Consider the following 20,363-nt stretch of genomic DNA (forward strand, 5'->3'; position numbering starts at 1 on the left):
CGGTCACCGCCCCTCCTGCTTCCGTTACGGTTCTGTGATGCCGGGAGTCGGCTCCCTACGATACGGCGCGTGCACGCTGCGGCAACGGTTTGTGCCGCAGGCAACGGCGCTCATTGGTCACGTCGTTCAACGCGAGAACTTCCGCAGCCTCGTCCACTGCCAAAGCCACAGCAGGCCCAGCACCACGGCGAGCGAGCCGACGCCGATCGCCAGCCACGCCAGGCCGTTGTACTGCTCGGCCTCGGCGTGCAGCTCGTACTGCCGGCCCGGCGTCATCGTCCAAGTGACGGCGCGCCCCTCGAGCTCGCCGTTGTGAGCGGTGACCTTGGCAGGGAAGTCGACCCGGATGAGGATCTCGGCCCGTTCCAGGTCCTCGGGTTCGAGGAAGCCGTTCGCGCGCAGGTCCCAGTACCCGTCGAGCACGTACCGGCGGTCCTCGTGGGTGATCCGCAGGTAACCCCATTCGTCGCCGCCGAGATCGGCGAACTCGCTCAGGGGCCGGTCGGTGAAGCTCGCGGTCTGGCCGACGTAGCCCTCGGCGCTGTAGCTGCTGCGTTCGGCGTCGGGCACGCCCTCCAGCAGCGCCTCCAAGAAGGCGTCCAGTTCGGACTGTTCGATGGGGTCCTCGCCCGAGCGGGCCTCTTCGAGGAACTCCTCGCTCCAGGCGGCGGTGAAGGTCCCCCCGACCGTGTCGTCGGGCCGTATCTGGAGCTCCAGGTCGAGTCTGAGGCAACCGGAGGTGGTGATCAAGAGCCCGACGGCGGCGCCGGCGGCCAGCGCCCGGCGCGTGGTCCCATTCGAAAGACGCGGCATGCCTCGAGCCTAGGCGCGGTGGCGCGTCGGGCCGGCGATTTCGTCCAGATCGGCCGACGCGCACGGATCGCGGGCGCGGGATACCCTGTGAGACGGGAGGCATCGTGTGCGCAGTCGAGGAAGCGACCATTGAGAAGCCCGAGAGGCCCGCGCCGCGTCCGAACGCGGTCTCGCGGCTGACCGCGTCGCTGCTGGCGCGGCGGTGGCTGGCGCCGGTGGCGCTGCTGGGCTGCTTCGCGGCAGCGGCCGGCGGGGTCGTGGCGACGAACCCGACCGACAACACCGGCCCCTCGACGTGCCTGTTCAAGGTGATCACGGGCTTCGACTGCCCGGGCTGCGGCGGCACGCGCGCCTTTTACTACCTGGTGACGATGAATCTGCCCGAGGCGGCCCGGCATCACGCCATGGCCGTGTTCGCGGCCCCGTTCATCGTCTGGATCTACCTGGCCTGGGCGGTGCCACGCGTCGCGCCGAGGGTGCGGTGGAGACTGCCGATGTTCCACCTCACCCCCGGCGTCCTGACGTCGTTCCTCATCGCATGGGGCGTGTACTGGATCGCCCGCAATCTGCCGTGGGAGCCGTTCACCGCGCTCTTCGTGTAGCGCCCGCTACTTGTAGGCGTTCGCCTTGTGCAGGTAGATGTCTCCCGAGAGGGAGCGAGCCCGCACTTCGAGGCTCGTGGCGTCGCCGCCGGGAGCCGGCGAGGTGTCGCCCGCGGCGAGTTCGGAGGTCACGGTCCCGGCCTTGGCGTCCAGGTCCATCCACACGTCGGTGCCGGCGACGACCCCGAGGCTGATGCGCCCGGAGACGGTGTTCGCGCGGCAGGCGCCCGACTTGAGCGCGCCGAGTTCGATGGCGCCCGAGACGGTGTTGACACGGGCCGAGCCGTCCACCCGCTCGGCGATGACCGCGCCGGCGACGGTCTTGGCCGAGAGGTCCCCTCCTACGTGGTCGGCTCGGACCTGGCCCGAGGCGGTGTTGGCGCGGAACTCGTCGACGGCGTCGATGACGCTGACCGCGCCCGAGACGGAGTTGGCGCGCACGCTCGCGGCCTGCTCGATCGTCGCCGAGCCGGCGACGGTGTTGATCGAGACGGGGCCGAGCTTGCCGTGCAGGCTGATCGGGGCCGAGGTCGACTTGACCGCGATGTCGGATCCGACGGGGACCTTCACGGTGATGTGCACGCCGATCTGCTTCTTGAACAGCCAGTTCTGCGGCTTCTCTGGTGCGACGACGCGCAGGTGCCCGTTCTCGAAGTCGACGCGGGCGAGGTCGGCGGCGTCGGTGTCGCCGTCGGACTTGCGCTGCGCCGGCTTGATCTCGACCAGGACCTGGTCGGATTCGTGGGCGGTGACGGTGGCCGAGCCCTCGGCGAGGGTGATCGACGCGGTGATCGGACCGTCGTGGCTGAATTCGGTGTACTCGTTCATGAGTGCGGCACTCTTCCCCTAGGCCCGGGCGTAACCGGTGATGCGTTGGCTGTATCGCGCGCCGCTGGTCGGCCCCACGGTGCGCGAGGTGTGGACGGCGGTGTTGACCGCCCGCACGAGCCAGGCGTTGACCGAGGCGCCGTCCGCGGAGGCCGCCTTCTCGACGTCCTCCTTGAGCGACTCGGGCAGGCGCAGCGTGATGCGTGCGACGTCGTCGTCGACCGGCGGCGCGGGCGGCGGCGTGGTGTCGGCCGCCTCGACGTCGGTGACGCGCAGGTCGACCTCCTTGCCTCTCACGCGCAGGTCGACCGATGCGGACGACCCTGCCTGGTCGAGTCCGGCGGTGATCTCGGCGGCGGCTTCGGAGAGGGCCTCCATGAGCGCGAGGCGGGCCCCGGCGTCGAGCGCCTCTGACAGCAGTTCTGCGGTCCGCGCGGCGTCTTCGCCGGCCGGTGCGGCGGCGGCGGTGAGGCTCCGGCGGAGCGATTCGATGTACGGCGTCAAGTCCATGACACCATAGTGACATCACTTTTGATGTCTGTCAAGTCGAGCTGACGTTCCGTGGCGCATCATCGCGCCGCATCCCGGGAAAAGCCCTGTTCACCGCGGGCCTTCGTAGGGTAGAGATGAGACGGCGGCATCCGTGGGCGCGGTCAAGGCCACAACCACCGTCCGAGTACGCTCATAGAGCAAATAACCAGCTGTAAGCAAACCGATCACGAGGGGGAGCGGGGCATGCCCGAAATCGTACCGATGGACGTCCGACTCATCGCCTGGACGCACTTCGAGGCCCCGAACGACATCCCCTGGTCCACCGACGCCGACGGCGGCGAGGCCCTCGCCGAATTCGCCGGCCGCGCCTGCTACCAGTCCTGGAAGAAGCCCAACCCCAAGACCGCGACCAACGCCGGCTACCTCGACCACATCCTCCAGGTCGGGCACCTCTCGGTCCTCGAGCACGGCAGCGTCAGCTTCTACATCGGCGGCATCTCCCGCTCGCTCACCCACGAGCTCATCCGCCACCGCCACTTCTCCTACTCCCAGCTGTCGCAGCGCTACGTCCCCGAGCGCTCCGCGGCCATGGTCGAGCCCGACGTCATCGCCGACGACCCCGAACTCCACGAGCGCTTCCTGGCCGCCGCCGAGGCGGCCCAGGGCGCCTACAACGACCTCCTCGAAGGCCTCGAGAAGAAGTTCGCCGACATCGCGAACCCCACGCTGCGCCGAAAGCAGGCGCGCCAGGCGGCGCGATCAGTACTGCCCAACGCCACCGAGACCCGCATCGTCGTCACCGGCAACTACCGCGCCTGGCGGCACTTCATCGCCATGCGCGCCTCCGAGCACGCCGATGTCGAGATCCGCGCGTTGGCCATCGAATGCCTGCGGCAGCTCCAGGACAAAGCCGCGAACATCTTCGCCGACTTCGCGATCGCCTCGCTCGACGACGGCACCGAAGTCGCCCACAGCCCGTACGTCACCGAGGGCTGACCGGGGCGCAGACGTTGGAAGCCACCGTAAAGCAGCACGGCAGGCAGCGAAACTTGAGACAGTGAAACGAACGAGCGGCCGGGCGACGACGCACCCGATCCGCCTCAATTCAGTATTGGTGAAAACAAATGCGCAACGTGACCCGCCCATTCGGGCGCACTCTGGCGGCCATGATCACGCCGTTCACGCCGTCGGGCGAACTCGACGTCCCGGGAGCGGCCGAACTGGCCCGCTACCTCGTCGACGAGCAGGGCTGCGACGGACTGGTCCTCAACGGCACCACCGGTGAATCGCCCACCACCACCGACGCCGAGAAGGCCCAGATCATCGAGACCGTCGTCGAGGCCGTGGGGAACCGCGCCCACATCGTCGCCGGGGCCTCGACCTACGACACCCGCCACTCCGTCAAGCTCGCCGAGGAGGCCGAGAAGGCCGGAGCGAACGGCCTGCTGATGGTCACCCCGTACTACTCGCGGCCCCCGCGGGAAGGCATCGAGGCCCACTTCAACGCCATCGCCGACGCGACCGAGCTGCCGTGCATGCTCTACGACATCCCGCCGCGCTCGAGCGTGCCCATCACCGAATCCTCGTACCTCCGCCTCGCCGACCACCCGCGCATCATCGCCTGCAAGGACGCCACCGCCGACCTCTCGGCCAGCCAGCGCATCCGCGTCGCCACGGGCCTGGCCTTCTACTGCGGCGTCGACGCGCTCAACCTCGCCGCCTACGCCACCGGGCAGGTCGGCGTCGTCTCCGTCATCGCCCACCTCGTCGGCAAGCACATCAACACCATGTTCGACGCCTTCGACGACGGCGACGTCGAACGCGCCTCCCAGATCAACGACGCACTGCTCCCGGCCATGCGGGCCCTCCAGGGCCCCGCCCAGGGCGTCACCGCCGTGAAATGCGCGCTGGCCCAACGCGGACTCCCCGGAGGCGAGCCGCGTCTGCCGCTCACGCCCGCCGACGCGGTGATCGCCGACTTCATCGCCGAGAACCTCGCTACCGTCAAGGACGTCTGATGAGTCTGACCCGACCCGACAATCTCCGCGAACCCGGCAAGCTGCCGGAAGGCGGCCTGCGCGTGCTCCCCCTCGGAGGCCTCGGCGCCATCGGCCGCAACATGACGCTGTTCGAATACGAAGGACGGCTCCTCATCGTCGACTGCGGCGTGCTCTTCCCCGACGTCGAGCAGCCCGGCGTCGACCTGATCCTGCCGGACTTCACCCCCATCCTCGACCGCCTCGACGACATCGAGGCGATCGTGATCACCCACGGGCACGAGGACCACATCGGCGGCATCCCGTTCCTCCTGGAGCACAAGAACGACATTCCGCTGGTGGGTTCCAAGTTCTCCGTGGCGCTGGTCGAGGCGAAGCTCCGCGAGCGGCGCATCAAGCCGGTGAGCAGCATCGTCGCCGAAGGCGACACGATCGAACGGGGTCCGTTCGGCCTGGAGTTCCTCGCCGTCAACCACTCGATCCCCGACGCGCTGGCCGTCGCGATCCGCACCGGCGCGGGCCTGGTCCTGCACACCGGCGACTTCAAGATGGACCAGCTGCCGCTCGACGGGCGCATCACCGACCTCGCCGGCTTCGCCCGCCTCGGCGACCAGGGCGTCGACCTGTTGCTCTCGGACTCGACCAACGCCGAGATCCCCGGGTTCGTCACCTCCGAGCGCGAGATCGGCCCGGTCCTGGACAAGCTGTTCGAGGACGTCAAGGGCCGCATCATCGTCGCCTCCTTCGCCAGCCACGTCCACCGGGTCCAGCAGGTGCTCGACGCCGCATGGGCGCACCGCCGCAGGGTCGCCTTCGTTGGCCGCTCGATGGTCCGCAACATGGCGATCGCCCGCGACCTCGGCCTGCTGAAGATCCCCGAGGGCCTGCTGGTCAACATGGACGAGGCCGTACGGCTCCCGAACGACGAGATCGTGTACATGTCCACCGGCTCCCAGGGCGAGCCGATGAGCGCCCTGGGGCGCATGGCCTCGGGCGACCACCGGCACATCACCGTCGAGCCCGACGACACGGTCATCCTCGCCTCCTCGCTCGTGCCTGGCAACGAGACCGCCGTCTACGGCGTCATCAACCGCCTGGCCCGCACCGGCGCGACCGTCATCCACAAGGACGTCGCGAAGGTCCACGTCTCGGGGCACGCGCCCGCCGGAGAGCTGCTGTACGTGCTCAACAACGTCAAGCCCTCCAACATGATCCCCGTCCACGGCGAGTCCAGGCATCTCCAGGCGCACGCGCGCCTCGCCATCGACTCCGGCGTCCCGGCCGACCAGGTCATCGTCGTCGAGAACGGCGACGTCGTCGACCTCGTCGACGGCCGGGCCCGCCTCGTCGGGCACATTCCGAACAACCTCGTCTACGTCGACGGCCTGTCCGTCGGCGACGTCGGCGAGCCCGTCCTCAACGAACGCCGCGTCCTCGGCGACGGCGGCTTCATCGCCGCCACGGTCGTCATCGACTCCGAGAACGGCAAGGTCGTCGGCGGCCCGACCGTCTCGGCCCGCGGCTTCTCCGAGGACCCGAAGGCGTTCGAGGGCGTCCTGCCGCTCATCGACGACGCGATGGAACGAGCCGCCTCCGACGGCGTCTCCGACCCGCACCAGCTCCAGCAGATCCTGCGCCGGGTCGTCGGCAAGTGGGTCAACGACACCTACCGCCGCCGCCCGATGATCGTCCCGCACGTCCTCGAGGTCTGAGAAACGCGCACGAGGAGGGGGACCGCCGTCCTGCGGTCCCCCTCCTCGCGTCGTCGCCGGTCAGTTGTCCGGCGTGACCTTGATCGTGGGATTGACGCCCGGCGGCGGAGGCGGCGCCGGGGCGGTCGGCTGCGCATCGACCGGCTCGGGGCTCCGACGCTGCATCAGGAACGCGCTGACCGCCAGCAGCAGCACCGCGAACAGGGCGATGTACATGCCGTTGTCGGCGCTGACGTCGATCTGCCCGGACGGGTCGTCCGACTCGTACGCCTCGAATGTCTGCCGAAGCACCGTCACCGGGTGGTAGGCGAACGCGGCCGTGAGCGCCGCGATCCCGACGGCGGCGAGCCTGCTCGGCCAGCGCAGCGCCGGAACGCGGGAGGCGCTCAGGCCGACCACGCACAGCAGCGCCACGCTGAGGAGCACCGTGGCCGTGTCGATCCCGAACTGCTCGCCGCTGAGCTGCGTGAAACCGAAATAGGACAAGTCGGCCTCTCCGCCGAGGTCGATCGCGACGCGGGGCAGCAGCACCGACAGGCACAGCAGTATCAGGCCCGCGCCGGCGACGATCAACCCGACCGGTGAAGGCGAATCGGGTTGCGGACGAACGGACGGCGGCTGCTCGGGCTGCGGGGCAGGCGGCACCGGGGACGACATCTCGGGCGCGTGTCGGCGATCGGGTTCCTCGGGGGGCATGGCGTTCACCGTGCCGATGCTACCGGTCGGCCGCGCCCCCCGGGGAACGGGCGAATCGGCGCCGCTCACGCCCTCGGGCGGATCGGCAGCGGGTTCGGCGGCTCGATCCGAGCGTCGTTGACGACCATGTCCGTCGGCATGTACAGCACGTCCACCACGGCCTTCGCGATCGAATCGACACTGGTGGCGCGCTCGGGGTCGTAGTCGGAATCCGACTGCTCGCGCACGCTGCGCTGCATGTCGGTGTCGAAATGCGACGGATACAGGCTCGTGACCCGGACGCCGGCGGCCCGCTCCTCGGCGCGCAGCGCGTCCGCCAGCGCCTTGAGGCCGTGCTTGCTCGCTCCGTACGAGCTCCAGCCCGAGCCGGCGGCGAGCCCGGCGCCCGAGTTCAGGAACACGACGTGCCCGCTGGAGGCCCGCAGCGCCGGCAGCAGGGCGCGCGTCAGCTCGGCGGGGGAGACGACGTTGACCGCCATGGTCTCGTGCCACCACTCCAGGCGATGGCCGGCCACCGGCGCGACGTGCGCGACCCCGGCATTGTGGACGAGCGCGTCGAGGTGCTCGATGCCCGCCTCGGCCACCGCGCGCGCGATGGTCTCGGGACGCGACAGGTCGAACACGAGCCGCCGCTCGCACGGCACGCCTTCGAGCGCGGACTCGCTGCGGGCGTGAGCGATGACGGTGTCACCGCGGGCGCTGAGACGCTCGGCCAGGGTTCTCCCGAGCCCGCGACCGGCGCCGGTCACCAGAACTGTTTTCGGCATGCGCTCACATTAGTCGCAGCCCCGCTCGCGCCTCGCGACTACGAGCGGGCGCGTGCGGGCGGTAACGTATGAGACATGATGGCCAGGACTTCCCGGGCGCGAAAGAGCGCCCGCAAGCGGACCGCGGGTTCCGCGCGGCGGTCTGGCGGCTCCGGCTCCAAGAAACCGGTGAAGAAGACCGCGAAGAAGGCGGCCAAGAAGCCGGCGAAGAAGTCCACCGCGGCCCGCAAGACCGCCAAGCAGCGCCGCGCCGACGCGATCCCCGGTCCCATCGAGGCCGTCGGCCTCGGACTGCGAGGACTGTGGGTCGGCACCGCGCGCGCCACCGGCTGGATGGCGCGATCGGTCGGCAAGGAGGCCTCCACCGCCCGTGAGATCGACCCCGCTCACCGGCGCGACGGTCTCGGCCTGCTCCTCATCGCCGTCGCCATCGTCCTCGCCTGCGCGGTCTGGTTCGACGTCGCCGGACCGATCGGCGAGCACTTCGCGTTCGGCCTCGACTGGTCACTGGGCCTGGCGACCCGGGCACTGCCCGTCCTGCTCGTCCTGTGGGGACTGCGCGTCATGCGACAGAGCCCGCCAGAGGACGCCCACGGGCGGGCCCTGGTCGGCTGGACCGCGATCTGGCTCGCCAGTCTCGGCATGCTCCACCTCATCTCGGGCCTGCCGACCGACATGGAGGAGCGCATGGCCGCCGGAGGCCAGATCGGGTGGGTCGTCGGCAGCGGCCTGGCCATGGGCGTCTCGGCGTACGTGGCGTTCCCGCTGCTGTTCCTCCTGCTGCTGTTCGGCGTCCTCGTCGCGACGGCGACGCCGTTGAACCAGGTGCCCGGCAAGATCATGATGCTGTGGGACCTCGCCACCGGCAAGGTCGACACCTACGAGGACGAGGAGCCGACTCCGCGCTCCCGGCGCGCCAGCGAGGAGGCCAAGCGCCTCAAGGAGGAAGAGGCCCGCAACGTCCACCGCGCCACCACCGTCCTGCCGCGACTCTCGCCCGAAGAGGTCCCCGAGCTCAGCGCCGACGAGCTGGCCGAGCGCAAGGCCGCCGCGGCCGAGGCGGAGTCCGAGGCCAAGGCTAAGCCCGAGCCGAAGCGCGAACCGCCGACGCACACGACGCCGCCCAAGCGCGTCGAGCAGCCCACGCTCTCCGAGGGCACGGCCGCGATGGACGGCGACTACCGGCGACCGCCGATGGAGCTGCTGAGCACCGGCCCGGCCGCGAAGAAGCGCTCGAAGGCCAACGAGACCGTGATCGCGGCACTCCAGGAGGTCTTCGAGCAGTTCAACGTCGACGCCGCCGTCACCGGATTCACGCGCGGCCCCACCGTCACGCGCTACGAGATCGAGCTCGGCCCGGCCGTCAAGGTCGAGCGGATCATCCAGCTCTCCAAGAACATCGCCTACGCCGTCAAGAGCTCCGACATCCGCATCATCAACCCGATCCCGGGCAAGAGCGCGATCGGCGTCGAGATCCCCAACACCGACCGCGAGGACGTGGCGCTCGGGGACGTCCTGCGCTCCAAGGCGGCACTGTCCGACGACCACCCGATGATCGTGGCGCTCGGCAAGGACATCGAGGGCGGCTACATCCTCACCAACCTGACCAAGACCCCGCACATGCTCATCGCCGGCGCCACCGGCTCCGGTAAGTCCTCGTGCATCAACGCGCTGCTGGCGTCCCTGCTCATGCGGGCGACGCCCGAGCAGGTGCGCCTGCTCCTGATCGACCCCAAGCGCGTCGAACTCACCAACTACGAAGGCATCCCGCACCTGGTCCACCCGATCGTGACGCACCCGAAGAAAGCCTCGGACGCGCTCCAGTGGGTGGTCAAGGAGATGGACATGCGCTACGAGGACCTCGCGAAGGCCGGCGTGCGCCACATCGACGACTTCAACCGGAAGGTCCGGGCAGGAGAGATCAAGGCGGACCCCGGATCGGAGCGAGAACTGCGCCCCCACCCGTACCTGCTGGTGATCGTCGACGAGCTGGCCGACCTCATGATGGTCGCCGCCAGAGACGTCGAGGACGCGGTCGTGCGCATCACCCAGCTCGCCCGCGCGGCGGGCATCCACCTCGTGCTCGCCACCCAGCGGCCGTCGGTGGACGTGGTCACGGGCCTGATCAAGGCGAACGTGCCCTCCCGGCTGGCGTTCTCGACCTCCTCGCTGTCGGACTCGCGGGTCATCCTCGACCAACCGGGCGCCGAGAAACTCGTGGGGCGCGGCGACGGGCTCTTCCTGCCGATGGGCGCCTCGAAGCCCGAGCGCATCCAGGGCGCCTGGGTGAGCGACGAGGAGATCGAGGCGGCCGTGGAGCACGCGCGGTCCCAGATGGAGCCGCAGTACCTCGAGGAGGTCACGGCACCGCCGGGGGCGAAGAAGGAGATCGACGCCGACATCGGCGACGACCTCGACGTGCTGTGCCAGGCGGTCGAGCAGGTCGTCACCACCCAGTTCGGTTCGACCTCGATGCTCCAGCGCAAGCTCCGAGTCGGCTTCGCCAAGGCCGGGCGGCTGATGGACCTGATGGAGACTCGCGGCGTCGTGGGCCCCTCGGAGGGCACCAAGGCGCGGGACGTGCTCGTCAAGCCCGACGACCTGGACGGTGTCATCGCCTCCATCCGAGGCGAGTGACGCCCCGCCGGCGCTTTCAGTCCCTTGTGGCCCAACGCCCTTCGGAATGGCACTGACGCCGCTGCATAAACATTCACTTCCGGGGTACGGCACGGCCATGAGAAACATGAAAAGCCTGGTGGTGGCGGTCGCCGGAGCGTCCAGTGGGGTCGGTCGCGAGGCCGCTTTGGCCTTCGCCCGCAAGGGCGCCGCCGTGGTGCTCATCGCCCGCCGCAAGGGGGCGCTGGAACATGTCGCGGCCAAATGCCGCCGCGGCGCCGCGGCCGTGCTCGTGCGCACCGCCGACGAAGCCGACCCCGCCGCCATGAAAGCCATAGCCTCCGATGTGCACCGCCGCTTCGGGCGCATCGACGCGTGGGTCAACGCCGCCTCGATCAATATGCTCGCCGCCGAGCGGTTCCCCGACACCTCCTGGCGAAGACGCGTCGAGCGCCGACTGTTCGGCACGTACCAAGGCGTGCACGCGGTGGTGCCGTATCTGCGATCGCAGGGCTCGGGCGTCATCGTCAACGTGCCGTCCGTCCTCTCCAGACCGGGCCCGCCCATGCACCTGGCGTATCTCGCGGCCAAGGACGCCATGCGCTCGATCACCTACTGCCTGAGGCGCGAACTGGCCGACATCGAGGGTGTCAGGGTGAGCGCCGTGGTCCCCGGACCGGTCGAGCCTCCCGAGTCGCTGCGTGAGGGCGAGGAGAGCCCGTTCGCGCCGCTGGTGCCGCTCATCGACACCCGCCGAGGCGCCCACGCCGTCATGACATGCACCCGAGCGGAGGACGGTTGTGAGGTCTTCGTCGACGCCGCACCGCAGCCGCTCAAGGCGATGCTGAGAGCCGTCCCGCACGCTTGGGACCGGATCGCCACCGTCGGCCGCCGCGACCACATCGCCGAGACCCTCTCGACCACCGCGGAGTTCCCGATAATCGCCCAGGGCGAGAAGCCACCGCCCGCGAGCGGCTGACCGAGCGCGCTCGAATACACCCTGATTGCTGACCGGTGCGGTCGGGTATGCGAGGCCTATGGCTGAATCCACACCCTCCTCGGAGCGCTCGGAAGCCGACCGTCGCCGAGCCATCGACGGCTTGCTGTTCCCCGTCGGGGCCGGCCTCGTCCTGTCGGTGGTCGCGGCGGGAGTGCTCGCGCCCGACACGGTCAGCCGCGTCTCCTCCACGGCGCTCGACTGGGTCATCGCCCAGTTCAGCTGGCTCTTCACCAGCGCGCTGAACCTGTTCGTGCTCCTGTGCCTGGCGGTGGCCGTGAGCCGATTCGGGCGCATCCGCCTCGGCGCCGATGACGACCGTCCCGAGTTCGCCACCCTGCCGTGGATGGCGATGATGTTCGCCTCGGGCATGGGCATCGGGCTCGTGTTCTACGGCGCCGCCGAGCCGCTGTCGCATCTGAGCGCTCCGCCGCCGGAAAGCGGCGCCGAGGCGGGGACGCCCCAGGCCGCGCAGGACGGGCTGCGCCAGGCGGTGTTCCACTGGACTCTGCACCCGTGGGCGGTGTTCGGCATGACGGGGCTGGCGCTGGCCTACGTGACCTTCCGCAAGGGCCGCCGCAACCGGATCTCGTCGGTCTTCGTGCCACTGCTCGGCCGAGGCGGACCGGAGGGCTCGGCCGCCAAGCTGATCGACCTGCTCACCGTGTTCGCCACCGTGTTCGGTTCGGCGACGAGCCTGGGACTGGGCGCGCTGCAGATCACGGCGGGCCTGGAGTCGGTCTTCGGACTCTCGCCGTCGCTCACGGCCCAGACCGTGGTCGTGGGGTCGCTGACGCTCGCGTTCGTAGTGTCGGCGTTCAGCGGCGTCCACCGGGGCATCAAGGCGATGAGCACGACCAACATCGTGCTCGCCTCGGTGCTGCTGGCCTTCCTGCTGACGGTGGGCCCGACCGTCTATGTGCTCGATTCGCTGCCCGCCACCGTCGGTTCCTACCTCAACGAGCTGCCTTCGCTGGCGACGACGACCGGCGCCTTCGCCGACCAGGAATGGCTGGCGAACTGGACGCTGTTCTTCTGGGCCTGGGCGCTGAGCTGGGCGCCGTTCGTCGGCACCTTCATCGCCAGGGTCTCCAAAGGACGAACGATCCGGGAGTTCATCGTCGGTGTGCTGCTGGTGCCGAGTGCCGGCTGCGCGGTCTGGTTCGCCGTCGTCGGCGGCACCGCCGTGCGAACGCAGCTCAGCGGTGAGGCCGATTTGGTCGCGTCGTTGGACCAGGGCCTCGAGACGGCCCTGTTCAGCCTTCTCGAGACCATGCCTCTGGCCCAGATCACCGGCGGAATCGCGATCGTCCTGGTCGGCCTGTACTTCATCACCGGAGGCGACTCGGCGTCCCTGGTCCTCGGCACGCTGACCGGCCGGGGGAGGATGCGCCCCAACCGCTGGGTCGTGGTCACTTGGGGCGTGCTCATCGGCGCTGTCGCGGCAGTGCTGCTGGCCGTGGGCGGGCTCAGAGCGCTCCAGGACGCCGTCACGCTCGTGGCCCTCCCGTACACGTTCATCCTCTTCGGCATGTGCTGGGCGCTGTACAGAGAACTGCGGACCGATCCTGGTGCGGCCCCGGTCAGGGACGGACGAGCAGCCAACGCAGACTCACAACGAAATTAGCGGCAATGGTTCCGCCTCGGCGAGAAGTACGCCGGAATGCACCAGGGCCGTGGGGCACACGGTGTGGTCGGGCGGGGTCGCCTGTTGAGTCCGGCAATGGTCGCGGGGGCGTTGGCGGGGTCGGTGTCGTGGATGGCCCGGCTGCGCTATGGCGGCGACAAAAGCGGTGGGAGGTGGGCTGGTGTCGGGTTGGTCGGCGCGGAGGTGGTCGGTGGTGCCGTGCCGGGTCGGATTGGGACTGGCTGCGCGGCGGATTCGAGGGATCTGTGGTCCGGTTCGGGGTGTGGGCATGGGAATGTGCTCGAAGCCGTTGTCGGTTTCGAGCTGGCGGCCTATGAGGTGTCTTCCCCGCCACGGCATCCCGCAGCGGGCGGGTTAAGACCGGCGGCGGTCCGTAGTCCGGTGCCGGTGCGGCCCCGACCGGTTCGCGAATCTGCTTCGCCTCGGTCAGTGGTGTCGAAGTCTCGTATTCCCGCCTCTGGCCCTGCTCCGGGTCGGGTGTCGGTGCTGAAGCCGGTTCGGGTTCGGTCGCGGGTTCAGGCCGGGGTGTCGGGGTGGTGAAGCGTGCTCGCAGTTTGGCGCGTGCGGTTTTCGCGGCGGCCATGACCTGCTCGGTCTCGGCCTGTTCGGCAGCGGCTTCGAGGTCGGGTTTCAGTGTCTCCGACCATTCTTCGGGGTACAGGCCGGTGGGGAAGGCGTTCGCGATGTCGTCGCTGAAGTCGGCATCCAAGTCCGCGTCAGTCCGCCAGTCGGCGCAGCCGCATGTGAGGTCGGGGTCGGTGTCCTCGTGCCCCTCATGGTGGACGATCAGGGCCTTACCGGGTCCGGTTTTGGTGATGGTCCAGCCGGGGGTGTGGATGCGGCCGTGGTGGAACCGGCACAGCAGGATCAGGTTCTCCGCCACAGTCGGTCCACCATTCGCCCAGTGGCGGATGTGGTGGGCTTCGGTCCACTGGACCGGTGCGAGACAGCCGGTCCACGCGCACCCGCCGGGCTGCTCGAGTTCCAGCTTCCTGCGCAGCGCCGAGTTCGGCAGGCGCAGGGCCCGGCCGAGTTCGATCGCTTCGCCGGTGCGGTAGTTGAACACGTTGGGGATGACCAGGCCTTCGCAGGCGAGCAGGCGGGCCTTACCCAGGCTGATCGGGTCGCCTTCGAGAGTGGCGACGCGTCCGGTGTCGTGTCCGGCGAGGGTGTCGATGTCGACTGACAGGTGCAGGGTGGCGGTGTGGCCGTGCCGCTTGGCCGCGTGCGGGTCGTTCCCATGGGCCGCGAGCACCTGGTGGAAGGCCTCGGCGCGGCGGTTCGCCGCAGGCGGCAGCGACCCGTCGGCGTCGACCTCGTCCTGACGCGGCGGGGGGACGGCGGTGGTCAACAGCTTGGCGAACAGCTTCCCGGTGTCGGCCGACAGCAGGCCCGAGAGCACGAACATGCCGTTCTCGGTCTCCACCAGATCCAGGCGTTGCAACGACTGCTGCCCCAGCCCGTCCAACAGCTCCTCACCGGAGTCGAGGGCGGCTTGGAGTTCGTCGAGTTGGGCGTGGACGTCTTTGACGGTGGCGTGGATGCAGTACTGCGCGATCAGGTGCTCCGGCGTCGGGCAGAGCGTCTCGACGTCGAACGGGGAGGGCACCGGCTCCTTGTAGGGAGTCCGGGCGTAGACCCGCAGGGCCTTGGTCGCGTCCAGGCGGCGCACGGCTGCCGCGACCCGGTCGATCCGCGCCGCAGCGGAGGTGGCGGTCTCGGCGAGGACGGTGAACTTCCCTGCCGTGCGGGCGATCGCGGCGAGGTCGGCGGCGACGCGCAGGTGGAAGTCGAAGGTCGAGACCAACCATTCGCGCAGGGCGGAGAAGCCATCGCAGTCGCGGTGAATGTTCCATGCCTTCGCGTCGATGACGTCCGACAGCACCCGCGCGTGCACCGAGTTCATCAACGCGGCGGCCTCATCAAGGTGGGTGTGGATGGCCGCTGCCCGCTCGCTCCGCTCGGTCCTGCTGGGCTTCCTGGTCGCTTTGGCCATCTGACACCTCCCTTGAGGTCTCGTACGAACCTGCTGTTTCCGCTGGTTCGTGCTATATCTCTATTCTCCCAGGTCACAAAGCCTTTGTCATCACCCATTAGGGTGGGAAAACACTCACGTTTCCGCCGCCCGGAACCACGAGAAGCCTTGCCCCGCATGGCAAACCGGAGGCACACTGACACCGTCACCTCGGCCCGCACCCAAAGTGGACCTCCACGCCCGCCAACGCGGCCTCCACAAAGCACTCACCTCTTCGTCGCTGACGCCTTTAGCGCAGCGCAACCATCAACCCCACACCGTTCCCGCCACCCGGATAAGTTCCATTGCCGGGCTCCCCAGGCGTCCATCAGCGTCCATCAGCGTCCATCAGCGTCCATCAACGCATCCCGAACGTCGCCGACTGCACCGACCGGCGAGGATCTAGGAGAAGTCCACCGACAGCTCGTGGGTCTTCTCTCCCGAGATCGGCATGTCGACGCCCTCGTCGGGCCAGGCGATCGGCCCTCTGGGTGCGAATACGAGGTCGAACGCCAGCGCGTCGGCCGGGATGTCGTAGGTCATGCTGTAGTACCTGAGCTCGCCGTCCTCGTCCCAGTCCTCGGTCTCGAAGTCGACGTTCGCCGCCGCCATCTCCCCGTCGGGCCCGGAGACCGTCAAGGTGTCGGCCGGGTCGATCTCCCAGACCAGGCCGCTGCCGGAGTGCAGCCACACGAAGCTGATCGACAGCACCGCCCTGTCGAGCTCGGCCACCCAGCCCTCGCCCGGGGTGTACACCGATCGGGTGGCGACGAAGTTGGTGCTGTAGACCCAGTCCTCCACCCAGTACTCATAGTTGCCGCTCGTCGTGTACGCATCGATCGAGTTCTCCACGTACTCGGTCGTGACCTCGTTTCGCGAGCCGTGGTAGAGCGCCTGGACGATGTCCGAACGGGTGCGCTCGCGCAGGTCGATCGACTGGGTGCGCTCGGCGTCGGTGACCGCCAGCGAGACCGCCGCGTCCGTCTCGGCGACGGCCAGGTACACCGAGCCGGGCGGCGGCACCTCCCCGTCGAAGGTCCACTGCTCCTCGCCGATGGCGAGCTCGGCGGTCAAGTCGGTCTGCGAGTCGGCCTCGTACAGGCCCTCGACGCCCGGGTCCGGTGCGAACTGGACCATGGTGAACTCGTGCCCCTCGGCGGGCGGGTAGAGCTGTGCGTCCTCCCCGAACAGATATTCGAGCTGGAAGTCCTCGGGGAACTCCTCGAACGAGATCACGCATTCGACGCGGAGCGCGAAGTGGGCGCCGATGAGGGCGCCCTCGTCAGGGGCCAGACGCGATTCGTCGCCCTCGGGACAGATCGAGACGGGAATGTCGGTGCTGGAGATCGTGTATCCGGCGCGGGTGTTCAGGGTGCCGGTCGGGGCGGCCCCGCAGGCGCTCAGGGTCAGCGCGGCGAGCGCCGCGGCGGCGACGGCGGCGGTTCTCCGGAGGGCGCGGGGGCGGGCAGGGGCGATGCCAATGAGGGACATGAGACCAGCCTATGGCATCGACGCAATGGCGCGAGAAGCATAGTACAGCACTGTGGCCATCTTGGGGGCTTTCTCGCGGAATCGGGCGAGTCGGGAGAGGTGCGCCACTTTACCGTGTGGGAATCACTGTGGCCCGGGCCGCCGCCCGGGCAGTCGGCGCGCGTCGGTAGGTACGCTTTTGTGGTGTCATCAGCTCACCCGGCCGCCAAGAGCGTCGCGGTCCTCACGCTCGGCTGCGCCCGCAACGAGACCGATTCGGAAGAACTGGCCGCCCGACTGGCGGCCGGTGGTTGGCGCATCACCGACGACGGTGAGAACGCCGACGTGGTCATGGTCAACACGTGCGGATTCATCGAGCAGGCCAAGGCCGAGTCCATCGACGTGCTGCTCGACGCCTCGAACACCGGCGCGAAGGTGGTCGCCACCGGCTGCATGGCCGAGCGCTACGGCAACGAGCTCGCCGAGAGCCTGCCCGAGGCCGATGCCGTTCTCGGCTTCGACCACTACCCGGACATGGCGGCCCGGCTCGACGACATTCTCGCCGGCCGCCAGGTCGAGTCGCACCAGCCGACCGACCGCCGCAAACTCCTGCCGCTCGCGCCCGCCGCGCGCCAGGACGCCGCCGCGGTCGTGCCCGGCCACTCGCGCGCCGAGCAGGCCTCCGAGGCCGCCGAGCTCTCCGGCGCCCCGGCCCATCTGACGGTGATGCGGCACCGGCTCTCCGAGGGACCGGTAGCGAACCTCAAGCTGGCCTCGGGCTGCGACCGGCGCTGCACCTTCTGCGCGATCCCGTCGTTCCGCGGCTCCTTCGTCTCCCGCACGCCCGAGGAGATCCTCGCCGAGGCCGCCTGGCTCGCCTCGGACGGCGTCAGGGAGCTCAACCTCGTCTCGGAGAACACGACCTCCTACGGCAAGGACCTGTCCGACCCGGCCGCTCTGGAGCACCTGCTCGAGTCCCTGGCCGCGATCGACGGCATCGAGTGGATCCGGCTGTCCTACCTTCAGCCCGCCGAGCTGCGCCCGGGGCTGATCGAGGCGATGTGCCGCATCGACAAGGTCGTCCCGTACTTCGACCTGTCCTTTCAGCACTCTTCGGCCACCGTGCTGCGCCGCATGCGCCGCTTCGGCTCCACCGAGTCGTTCCTGGCGCTGCTTCAGCAGATCCGTGAACGCGAGCCCCAGGCCGGGGCCCGCACGAACGTCATCGTCGGCTTCCCCGGGGAGACCGAGGAGGACGTCGAGGAGCTGATGGGCTTCCTCTCGGAGGCGCGCCTGGACTCCACCGGCGTCTTCGCCTACTCCGACGAGGACGGCACCGAGGCGGTCGCGCTCGACGGGCACGTCGACGAGGACGTCGTCGCCGAGCGGGTCACGCGCGTGTCGATGCTCGTCGACGAGCTGGTCAGCCAGCGCGCCGCCGACCGTGTCGGCGAGGTGATGACGGTCCTGGTCGAGTCGGTCGAACACGATGGAGTCGATGGCCGCGGCGCCCATCAGGCGCCCGAGGTCGACGGTTCGATCGCGCTGGTCGGTGAGGTCGAGGGCTTGGAGGTCGGCGAATTCGTGACGGCGAAGGTCGTCGATTCCAGCGGCGTCGACCTTGTCGCCGAGGTCGTGGAGGAATCCTGGTGAAGTCCGAGCCCCGGCCGGTGTCGCCGTGGAACATCGCCAACGTCGTGACGGTGGCCCGGATCTTCATGGTCCCGCTCTTCGCGGTGTGCGTGATCGTCTCGGGCATGGAGCACTCGGGCTGGCGGATGCTGGCGTGCGTGCTGTTCGTGTTCATTTCGGCCACGGACTTCGTGGACGGGTGGCTGGCGCGCTCGCGCGGTCTGGTCACCGAATTCGGGAAGATGGCCGATCCGATCGCGGACAAGGCCCTCATCGGCACCGCGCTGGTGCTGCTGAGCTTCTACGACGTGCTGCCGTGGTGGGTCACCGTGGTGATCCTGCTGCGGGAGCTGGGCATCACAGCGCTGCGCGTGGCGGTGCTCAGGCACGCGGTGATCGCGGCGGGGCGCGGCGGGAAGCTCAAGACCGTGCTCCAGATCGCGGCCGTGGCCTGGTATCTGTGGCCGTGGCCCGAGCCGCTCGACCTGATCGGGCCGGTGCTCATGGGCGCGGCGGTGTTCCTCACGGTCGGGACGGGAATTGATTACCTCTGGAAAGCCTTTAAATTGAGGGGGAGCGAGCCGGGGGCGACGCGCTAGGCTTGCAGGACCCACTTAGGCTCGTGAGAGCGATAGCGGCGTGGAGGAGAGTTCGATGGTGTTGTTGCGGGAACTGTTGGGCGAGACCCTGCGTCGGCGCCGTCGCGCACAGAAGCGGACCCTTCGCGACGTCTCCAAGCAGGCCAATGTCAGCCTCGGCTACCTTTCGGAGATCGAGCGCGGCCACAAGGAACCGTCCAGCGAGCTCCTCGCGTCGGTGTGCGGGGCCCTGCAGGTCCGCCTGAGTGAGGTCCTCGCGGAGGTGTCGCTCGAGGTCGCGGCCCACGAAAAGAGGGACGACAGCGTGCCCGCGCAAGGGCGTTCGGTCGCGGTGCTGCCGCTGCCGCGTGACAAGGAGGGCGCCGAGGAGCAGTCGCGCCGCCGCCGTCACGCGCCGCCGGCGTCGCCTACTTCCATCGCGCAAGTGCGTCCCCGTCACCGTCGTGGCGAAGTGACCGATTCGGCTGTCCGCGCAGCCGCCTGAACGCCACCGATGATGTAGTTTTGGCGATTGAGGCGTCACCCTGTCGCACATTGTTGGCGGGGATGTCCGACACTATAAGGAAGTCGGCGTTGCAGACATCACCGAAGGGACCCCGATAATGGCCAATCCGTTCGTCAAGGGCTGGAAATACATGATGGCGCTGTTCGGCGCGAAGATCGACGAGCACGCTGATCCCAAGATCCAGATCCAGCAGGCGATCGAGGAAGCGCAGAAGCAGCACCAGGTGCTGGTTGGGCAGGCCGCCTCGGTTATCGGGAACCAGCGCCAGCTGGAAATGAAGCTCAACCGGCAGATGGCCGAAATGGAGCGTTTGCAGGCGCAGGCGCGGCAGGCTTTGGTGTTGTCGGACAAGGCGCGTGCCGAAGGTGATGAGAAGAAGGCCCAGGAATTCGAGTCCACCGCCGAGATCCTCGCCGGCCAGCTGGTCTCCACCGAGCAGTCCCTTGAAGACATGAAGACCATGCATGACCAGGCCTTGAATGCCGCCGACCAGGCCAAGAAGGCCGTCGAGAACAACCAGATGGTCCTGCAGCAGAAGCTCCAGGAGCGCACGAAGCTCCTCGGCCAGCTCGAGCAGGCCAAGATGCAGGAGACCATCGCCTCGTCCCTGGAATCGATGTCGCAGACCGCCGCCCCGGGCAACGTGCCGAACTTCGACGAGATCCGCGACAAGATCGAGGGCCGCTACTCCAACGCCATGGGCCGCGCCGAACTGGCCAGCAGCTCCGTCGAGGGCCGCATGCTCGAGGTCAATCGCGCCACCCGGGACATGGCCGGCGCCTCCCGTCTGGAGCAGATCCGGGCCTCCCTCGAGGGCGAGAAGCTGTCGGGCTCCGACAAGTCCTCCACCCCCGCCGTCGAGTCCAAGGAATCGGCGACCAACGCCCGCCTCGCCGACATCCGCGCCAGCCTGAGCGATGACGACGGCACCGCCGAGGCCGAGTCCGACTCCGCCAAGACTCAGTAAGCCACCGG

General features: G+C 69.0%; 18 protein-coding genes. 11 read left to right on the top strand and 7 right to left on the bottom strand.

Features of this window, described 5'->3' with window-relative positions:
- Positions 1–126 precede the first annotated feature (126 nt).
- Positions 127–813 (bottom strand): LppM family (lipo)protein, encoded by a 687-nt coding sequence (locus tag ACYVK3_RS04990; protein ID WP_460496157.1) that lies wholly within the window; start codon positions 811–813, stop codon positions 127–129.
- Between the two features lie 104 nt (positions 814–917).
- On the opposite strand from ACYVK3_RS04990, the gene ACYVK3_RS04995 reads away from it, so the two are divergent.
- Positions 918–1,415 carry a DUF2752 domain-containing protein gene (locus ACYVK3_RS04995; RefSeq protein ID WP_460496158.1) on the top strand — a complete coding sequence of 166 codons (498 nt, stop codon included), beginning with the start codon at positions 918–920 and terminating at the stop codon, positions 1,413–1,415.
- Between the two features lie 6 nt (positions 1,416–1,421).
- On the opposite strand, the gene ACYVK3_RS05000 is transcribed toward ACYVK3_RS04995, so the two are convergent.
- The gene (locus ACYVK3_RS05000; RefSeq protein ID WP_460496159.1) at positions 1,422–2,243 is read right to left on the bottom strand and encodes a DUF4097 family beta strand repeat-containing protein; all 822 of its coding nucleotides are present in this window, start codon (positions 2,241–2,243) and stop codon (positions 1,422–1,424) included.
- 18 nt (positions 2,244–2,261) lie between these two features.
- On the bottom strand, positions 2,262–2,753 hold the full coding sequence (locus ACYVK3_RS05005) for a hypothetical protein (RefSeq protein ID WP_460496160.1): 492 nt from the start codon (positions 2,751–2,753) through the stop codon (positions 2,262–2,264).
- 225 nt (positions 2,754–2,978) lie between these two features.
- On the opposite strand from ACYVK3_RS05005, the gene thyX reads away from it, so the two are divergent.
- From thyX to ACYVK3_RS05020, 3 genes are all read left to right on the top strand, one after another.
- Complete coding sequence (thyX, locus tag ACYVK3_RS05010) at positions 2,979–3,731, top strand: FAD-dependent thymidylate synthase (RefSeq protein WP_460496161.1); 753 nt, start codon at positions 2,979–2,981, stop codon at positions 3,729–3,731.
- 128 nt (positions 3,732–3,859) lie between these two features.
- The gene (gene dapA, locus ACYVK3_RS05015) at positions 3,860–4,753 is read left to right on the top strand and encodes a 4-hydroxy-tetrahydrodipicolinate synthase family protein (protein ID WP_460496162.1); all 894 of its coding nucleotides are present in this window, start codon (positions 3,860–3,862) and stop codon (positions 4,751–4,753) included.
- Complete coding sequence (locus ACYVK3_RS05020; RefSeq protein ID WP_460496163.1) at positions 4,753–6,444, top strand: ribonuclease J; 1,692 nt, start codon at positions 4,753–4,755, stop codon at positions 6,442–6,444. Before dapA ends, ACYVK3_RS05020 begins: the two co-directional genes overlap by 1 nt.
- Positions 6,445–6,504: 60 nt before the next feature.
- Here the strand turns inward: ACYVK3_RS05020 and ACYVK3_RS05025 are convergent, their stop codons facing one another.
- Positions 6,505–7,149, bottom strand: a complete 645-nt coding sequence (locus ACYVK3_RS05025) for a hypothetical protein (RefSeq protein WP_460496164.1) — start codon at positions 7,147–7,149, stop codon at positions 6,505–6,507.
- Positions 7,150–7,205: 56 nt separating this feature from the next.
- On the bottom strand, positions 7,206–7,907 hold the full coding sequence (locus ACYVK3_RS05030; protein WP_460496165.1) for an SDR family oxidoreductase: 702 nt from the start codon (positions 7,905–7,907) through the stop codon (positions 7,206–7,208).
- A 333-nt stretch (positions 7,908–8,240) separates the two neighbouring features.
- Between ACYVK3_RS05030 and ACYVK3_RS05035 the strand changes: the two genes are divergently transcribed.
- The 3 genes from ACYVK3_RS05035 (at position 8,241) to ACYVK3_RS05045 (ending at position 13,147) form a co-directional block, all read left to right on the top strand.
- The gene (locus ACYVK3_RS05035; protein WP_460496274.1) at positions 8,241–10,544 is read left to right on the top strand and encodes an FtsK/SpoIIIE family DNA translocase; all 2,304 of its coding nucleotides are present in this window, start codon (positions 8,241–8,243) and stop codon (positions 10,542–10,544) included.
- Between the two features lie 97 nt (positions 10,545–10,641).
- Positions 10,642–11,502 (top strand): SDR family NAD(P)-dependent oxidoreductase, encoded by an 861-nt coding sequence (locus tag ACYVK3_RS05040; protein WP_460496166.1) that lies wholly within the window; start codon positions 10,642–10,644, stop codon positions 11,500–11,502.
- 58 nt (positions 11,503–11,560) lie between these two features.
- The gene (locus ACYVK3_RS05045; RefSeq protein ID WP_460496167.1) at positions 11,561–13,147 is read left to right on the top strand and encodes a BCCT family transporter; all 1,587 of its coding nucleotides are present in this window, start codon (positions 11,561–11,563) and stop codon (positions 13,145–13,147) included.
- Here the strand turns inward: ACYVK3_RS05045 and ACYVK3_RS05050 are convergent.
- Together ACYVK3_RS05050 and ACYVK3_RS05055 are read right to left on the bottom strand one after the other, a co-directional pair.
- Positions 13,104–15,164, bottom strand: coding sequence for a DUF222 domain-containing protein (locus ACYVK3_RS05050; RefSeq protein WP_460496168.1), 2,061 nt, complete (start codon positions 15,162–15,164; stop codon positions 13,104–13,106). The two genes, ACYVK3_RS05045 and ACYVK3_RS05050, sit on opposite strands and share 44 nt — an antisense overlap.
- Positions 15,165–15,584: 420 nt before the next feature.
- Positions 15,585–16,673, bottom strand: a complete 1,089-nt coding sequence (locus ACYVK3_RS05055; RefSeq protein WP_460496169.1) for a hypothetical protein — start codon at positions 16,671–16,673, stop codon at positions 15,585–15,587.
- 180 nt (positions 16,674–16,853) lie between these two features.
- Between ACYVK3_RS05055 and rimO the strand changes: the two genes are divergently transcribed.
- The 4 genes from rimO (at position 16,854) to ACYVK3_RS05075 (ending at position 20,355) form a co-directional block, all read left to right on the top strand.
- Entirely contained in the window at positions 16,854–18,305 is a 1,452-nt protein-coding gene (gene rimO / locus ACYVK3_RS05060) for a MiaB/RimO family radical SAM methylthiotransferase (protein WP_460496170.1), read from the top strand.
- Entirely contained in the window at positions 18,302–18,883 is a 582-nt protein-coding gene (gene pgsA, locus ACYVK3_RS05065; RefSeq protein ID WP_460496171.1) for a CDP-alcohol phosphatidyltransferase family protein, read from the top strand. Before rimO ends, pgsA begins: the two co-directional genes overlap by 4 nt.
- Positions 18,884–18,938: 55 nt before the next feature.
- Complete coding sequence (locus tag ACYVK3_RS05070; RefSeq protein WP_460496172.1) at positions 18,939–19,367, top strand: helix-turn-helix domain-containing protein; 429 nt, start codon at positions 18,939–18,941, stop codon at positions 19,365–19,367.
- A gap of 118 nt (positions 19,368–19,485) precedes the next feature.
- Entirely contained in the window at positions 19,486–20,355 is an 870-nt protein-coding gene (locus tag ACYVK3_RS05075; RefSeq protein WP_460496173.1) for a PspA/IM30 family protein, read from the top strand.
- Positions 20,356–20,363: the final 8 nt, after the last annotated feature.

It is taken from the genome of Glycomyces tarimensis (genome assembly GCF_054776215.1).

Excerpts from the sequence above, each read along its gene's own strand:
- ACYVK3_RS05055 (WP_460496169.1), bottom strand. The coding sequence starts at position 16,673 with ATGTCCCTCATTGGCATCGCCCCTGCCCGCCCCCGCGCCCTCCGGAGA.
- ACYVK3_RS05040 (WP_460496166.1), top strand. The coding sequence starts at position 10,642 with ATGAGAAACATGAAAAGCCTGGTGGTGGCGGTCGCCGGAGCGTCCAGT.
- ACYVK3_RS05030 (WP_460496165.1), bottom strand. The coding sequence starts at position 7,907 with ATGCCGAAAACAGTTCTGGTGACCGGCGCCGGTCGCGGGCTCGGGAGA.
- ACYVK3_RS05070 (WP_460496172.1), top strand. The coding sequence starts at position 18,939 with ATGGTGTTGTTGCGGGAACTGTTGGGCGAGACCCTGCGTCGGCGCCGT.
- ACYVK3_RS05005 (WP_460496160.1), bottom strand. The coding sequence starts at position 2,753 with ATGGACTTGACGCCGTACATCGAATCGCTCCGCCGGAGCCTCACCGCC.
- ACYVK3_RS05050 (WP_460496168.1), bottom strand. The coding sequence starts at position 15,164 with ATGGCCAAAGCGACCAGGAAGCCCAGCAGGACCGAGCGGAGCGAGCGG.
- ACYVK3_RS05035 (WP_460496274.1), top strand. The coding sequence starts at position 8,241 with ATGGCGCGATCGGTCGGCAAGGAGGCCTCCACCGCCCGTGAGATCGAC.
- ACYVK3_RS05000 (WP_460496159.1), bottom strand. The coding sequence starts at position 2,243 with ATGAACGAGTACACCGAATTCAGCCACGACGGTCCGATCACCGCGTCG.
- ACYVK3_RS05020 (WP_460496163.1), top strand. The coding sequence starts at position 4,753 with ATGAGTCTGACCCGACCCGACAATCTCCGCGAACCCGGCAAGCTGCCG.
- ACYVK3_RS05075 (WP_460496173.1), top strand. The coding sequence starts at position 19,486 with ATGGCCAATCCGTTCGTCAAGGGCTGGAAATACATGATGGCGCTGTTC.
- thyX (WP_460496161.1), top strand. The coding sequence starts at position 2,979 with ATGCCCGAAATCGTACCGATGGACGTCCGACTCATCGCCTGGACGCAC.
- ACYVK3_RS05045 (WP_460496167.1), top strand. The coding sequence starts at position 11,561 with ATGGCTGAATCCACACCCTCCTCGGAGCGCTCGGAAGCCGACCGTCGC.
- dapA (WP_460496162.1), top strand. The coding sequence starts at position 3,860 with ATGCGCAACGTGACCCGCCCATTCGGGCGCACTCTGGCGGCCATGATC.
- ACYVK3_RS04990 (WP_460496157.1), bottom strand. The coding sequence starts at position 813 with ATGCCGCGTCTTTCGAATGGGACCACGCGCCGGGCGCTGGCCGCCGGC.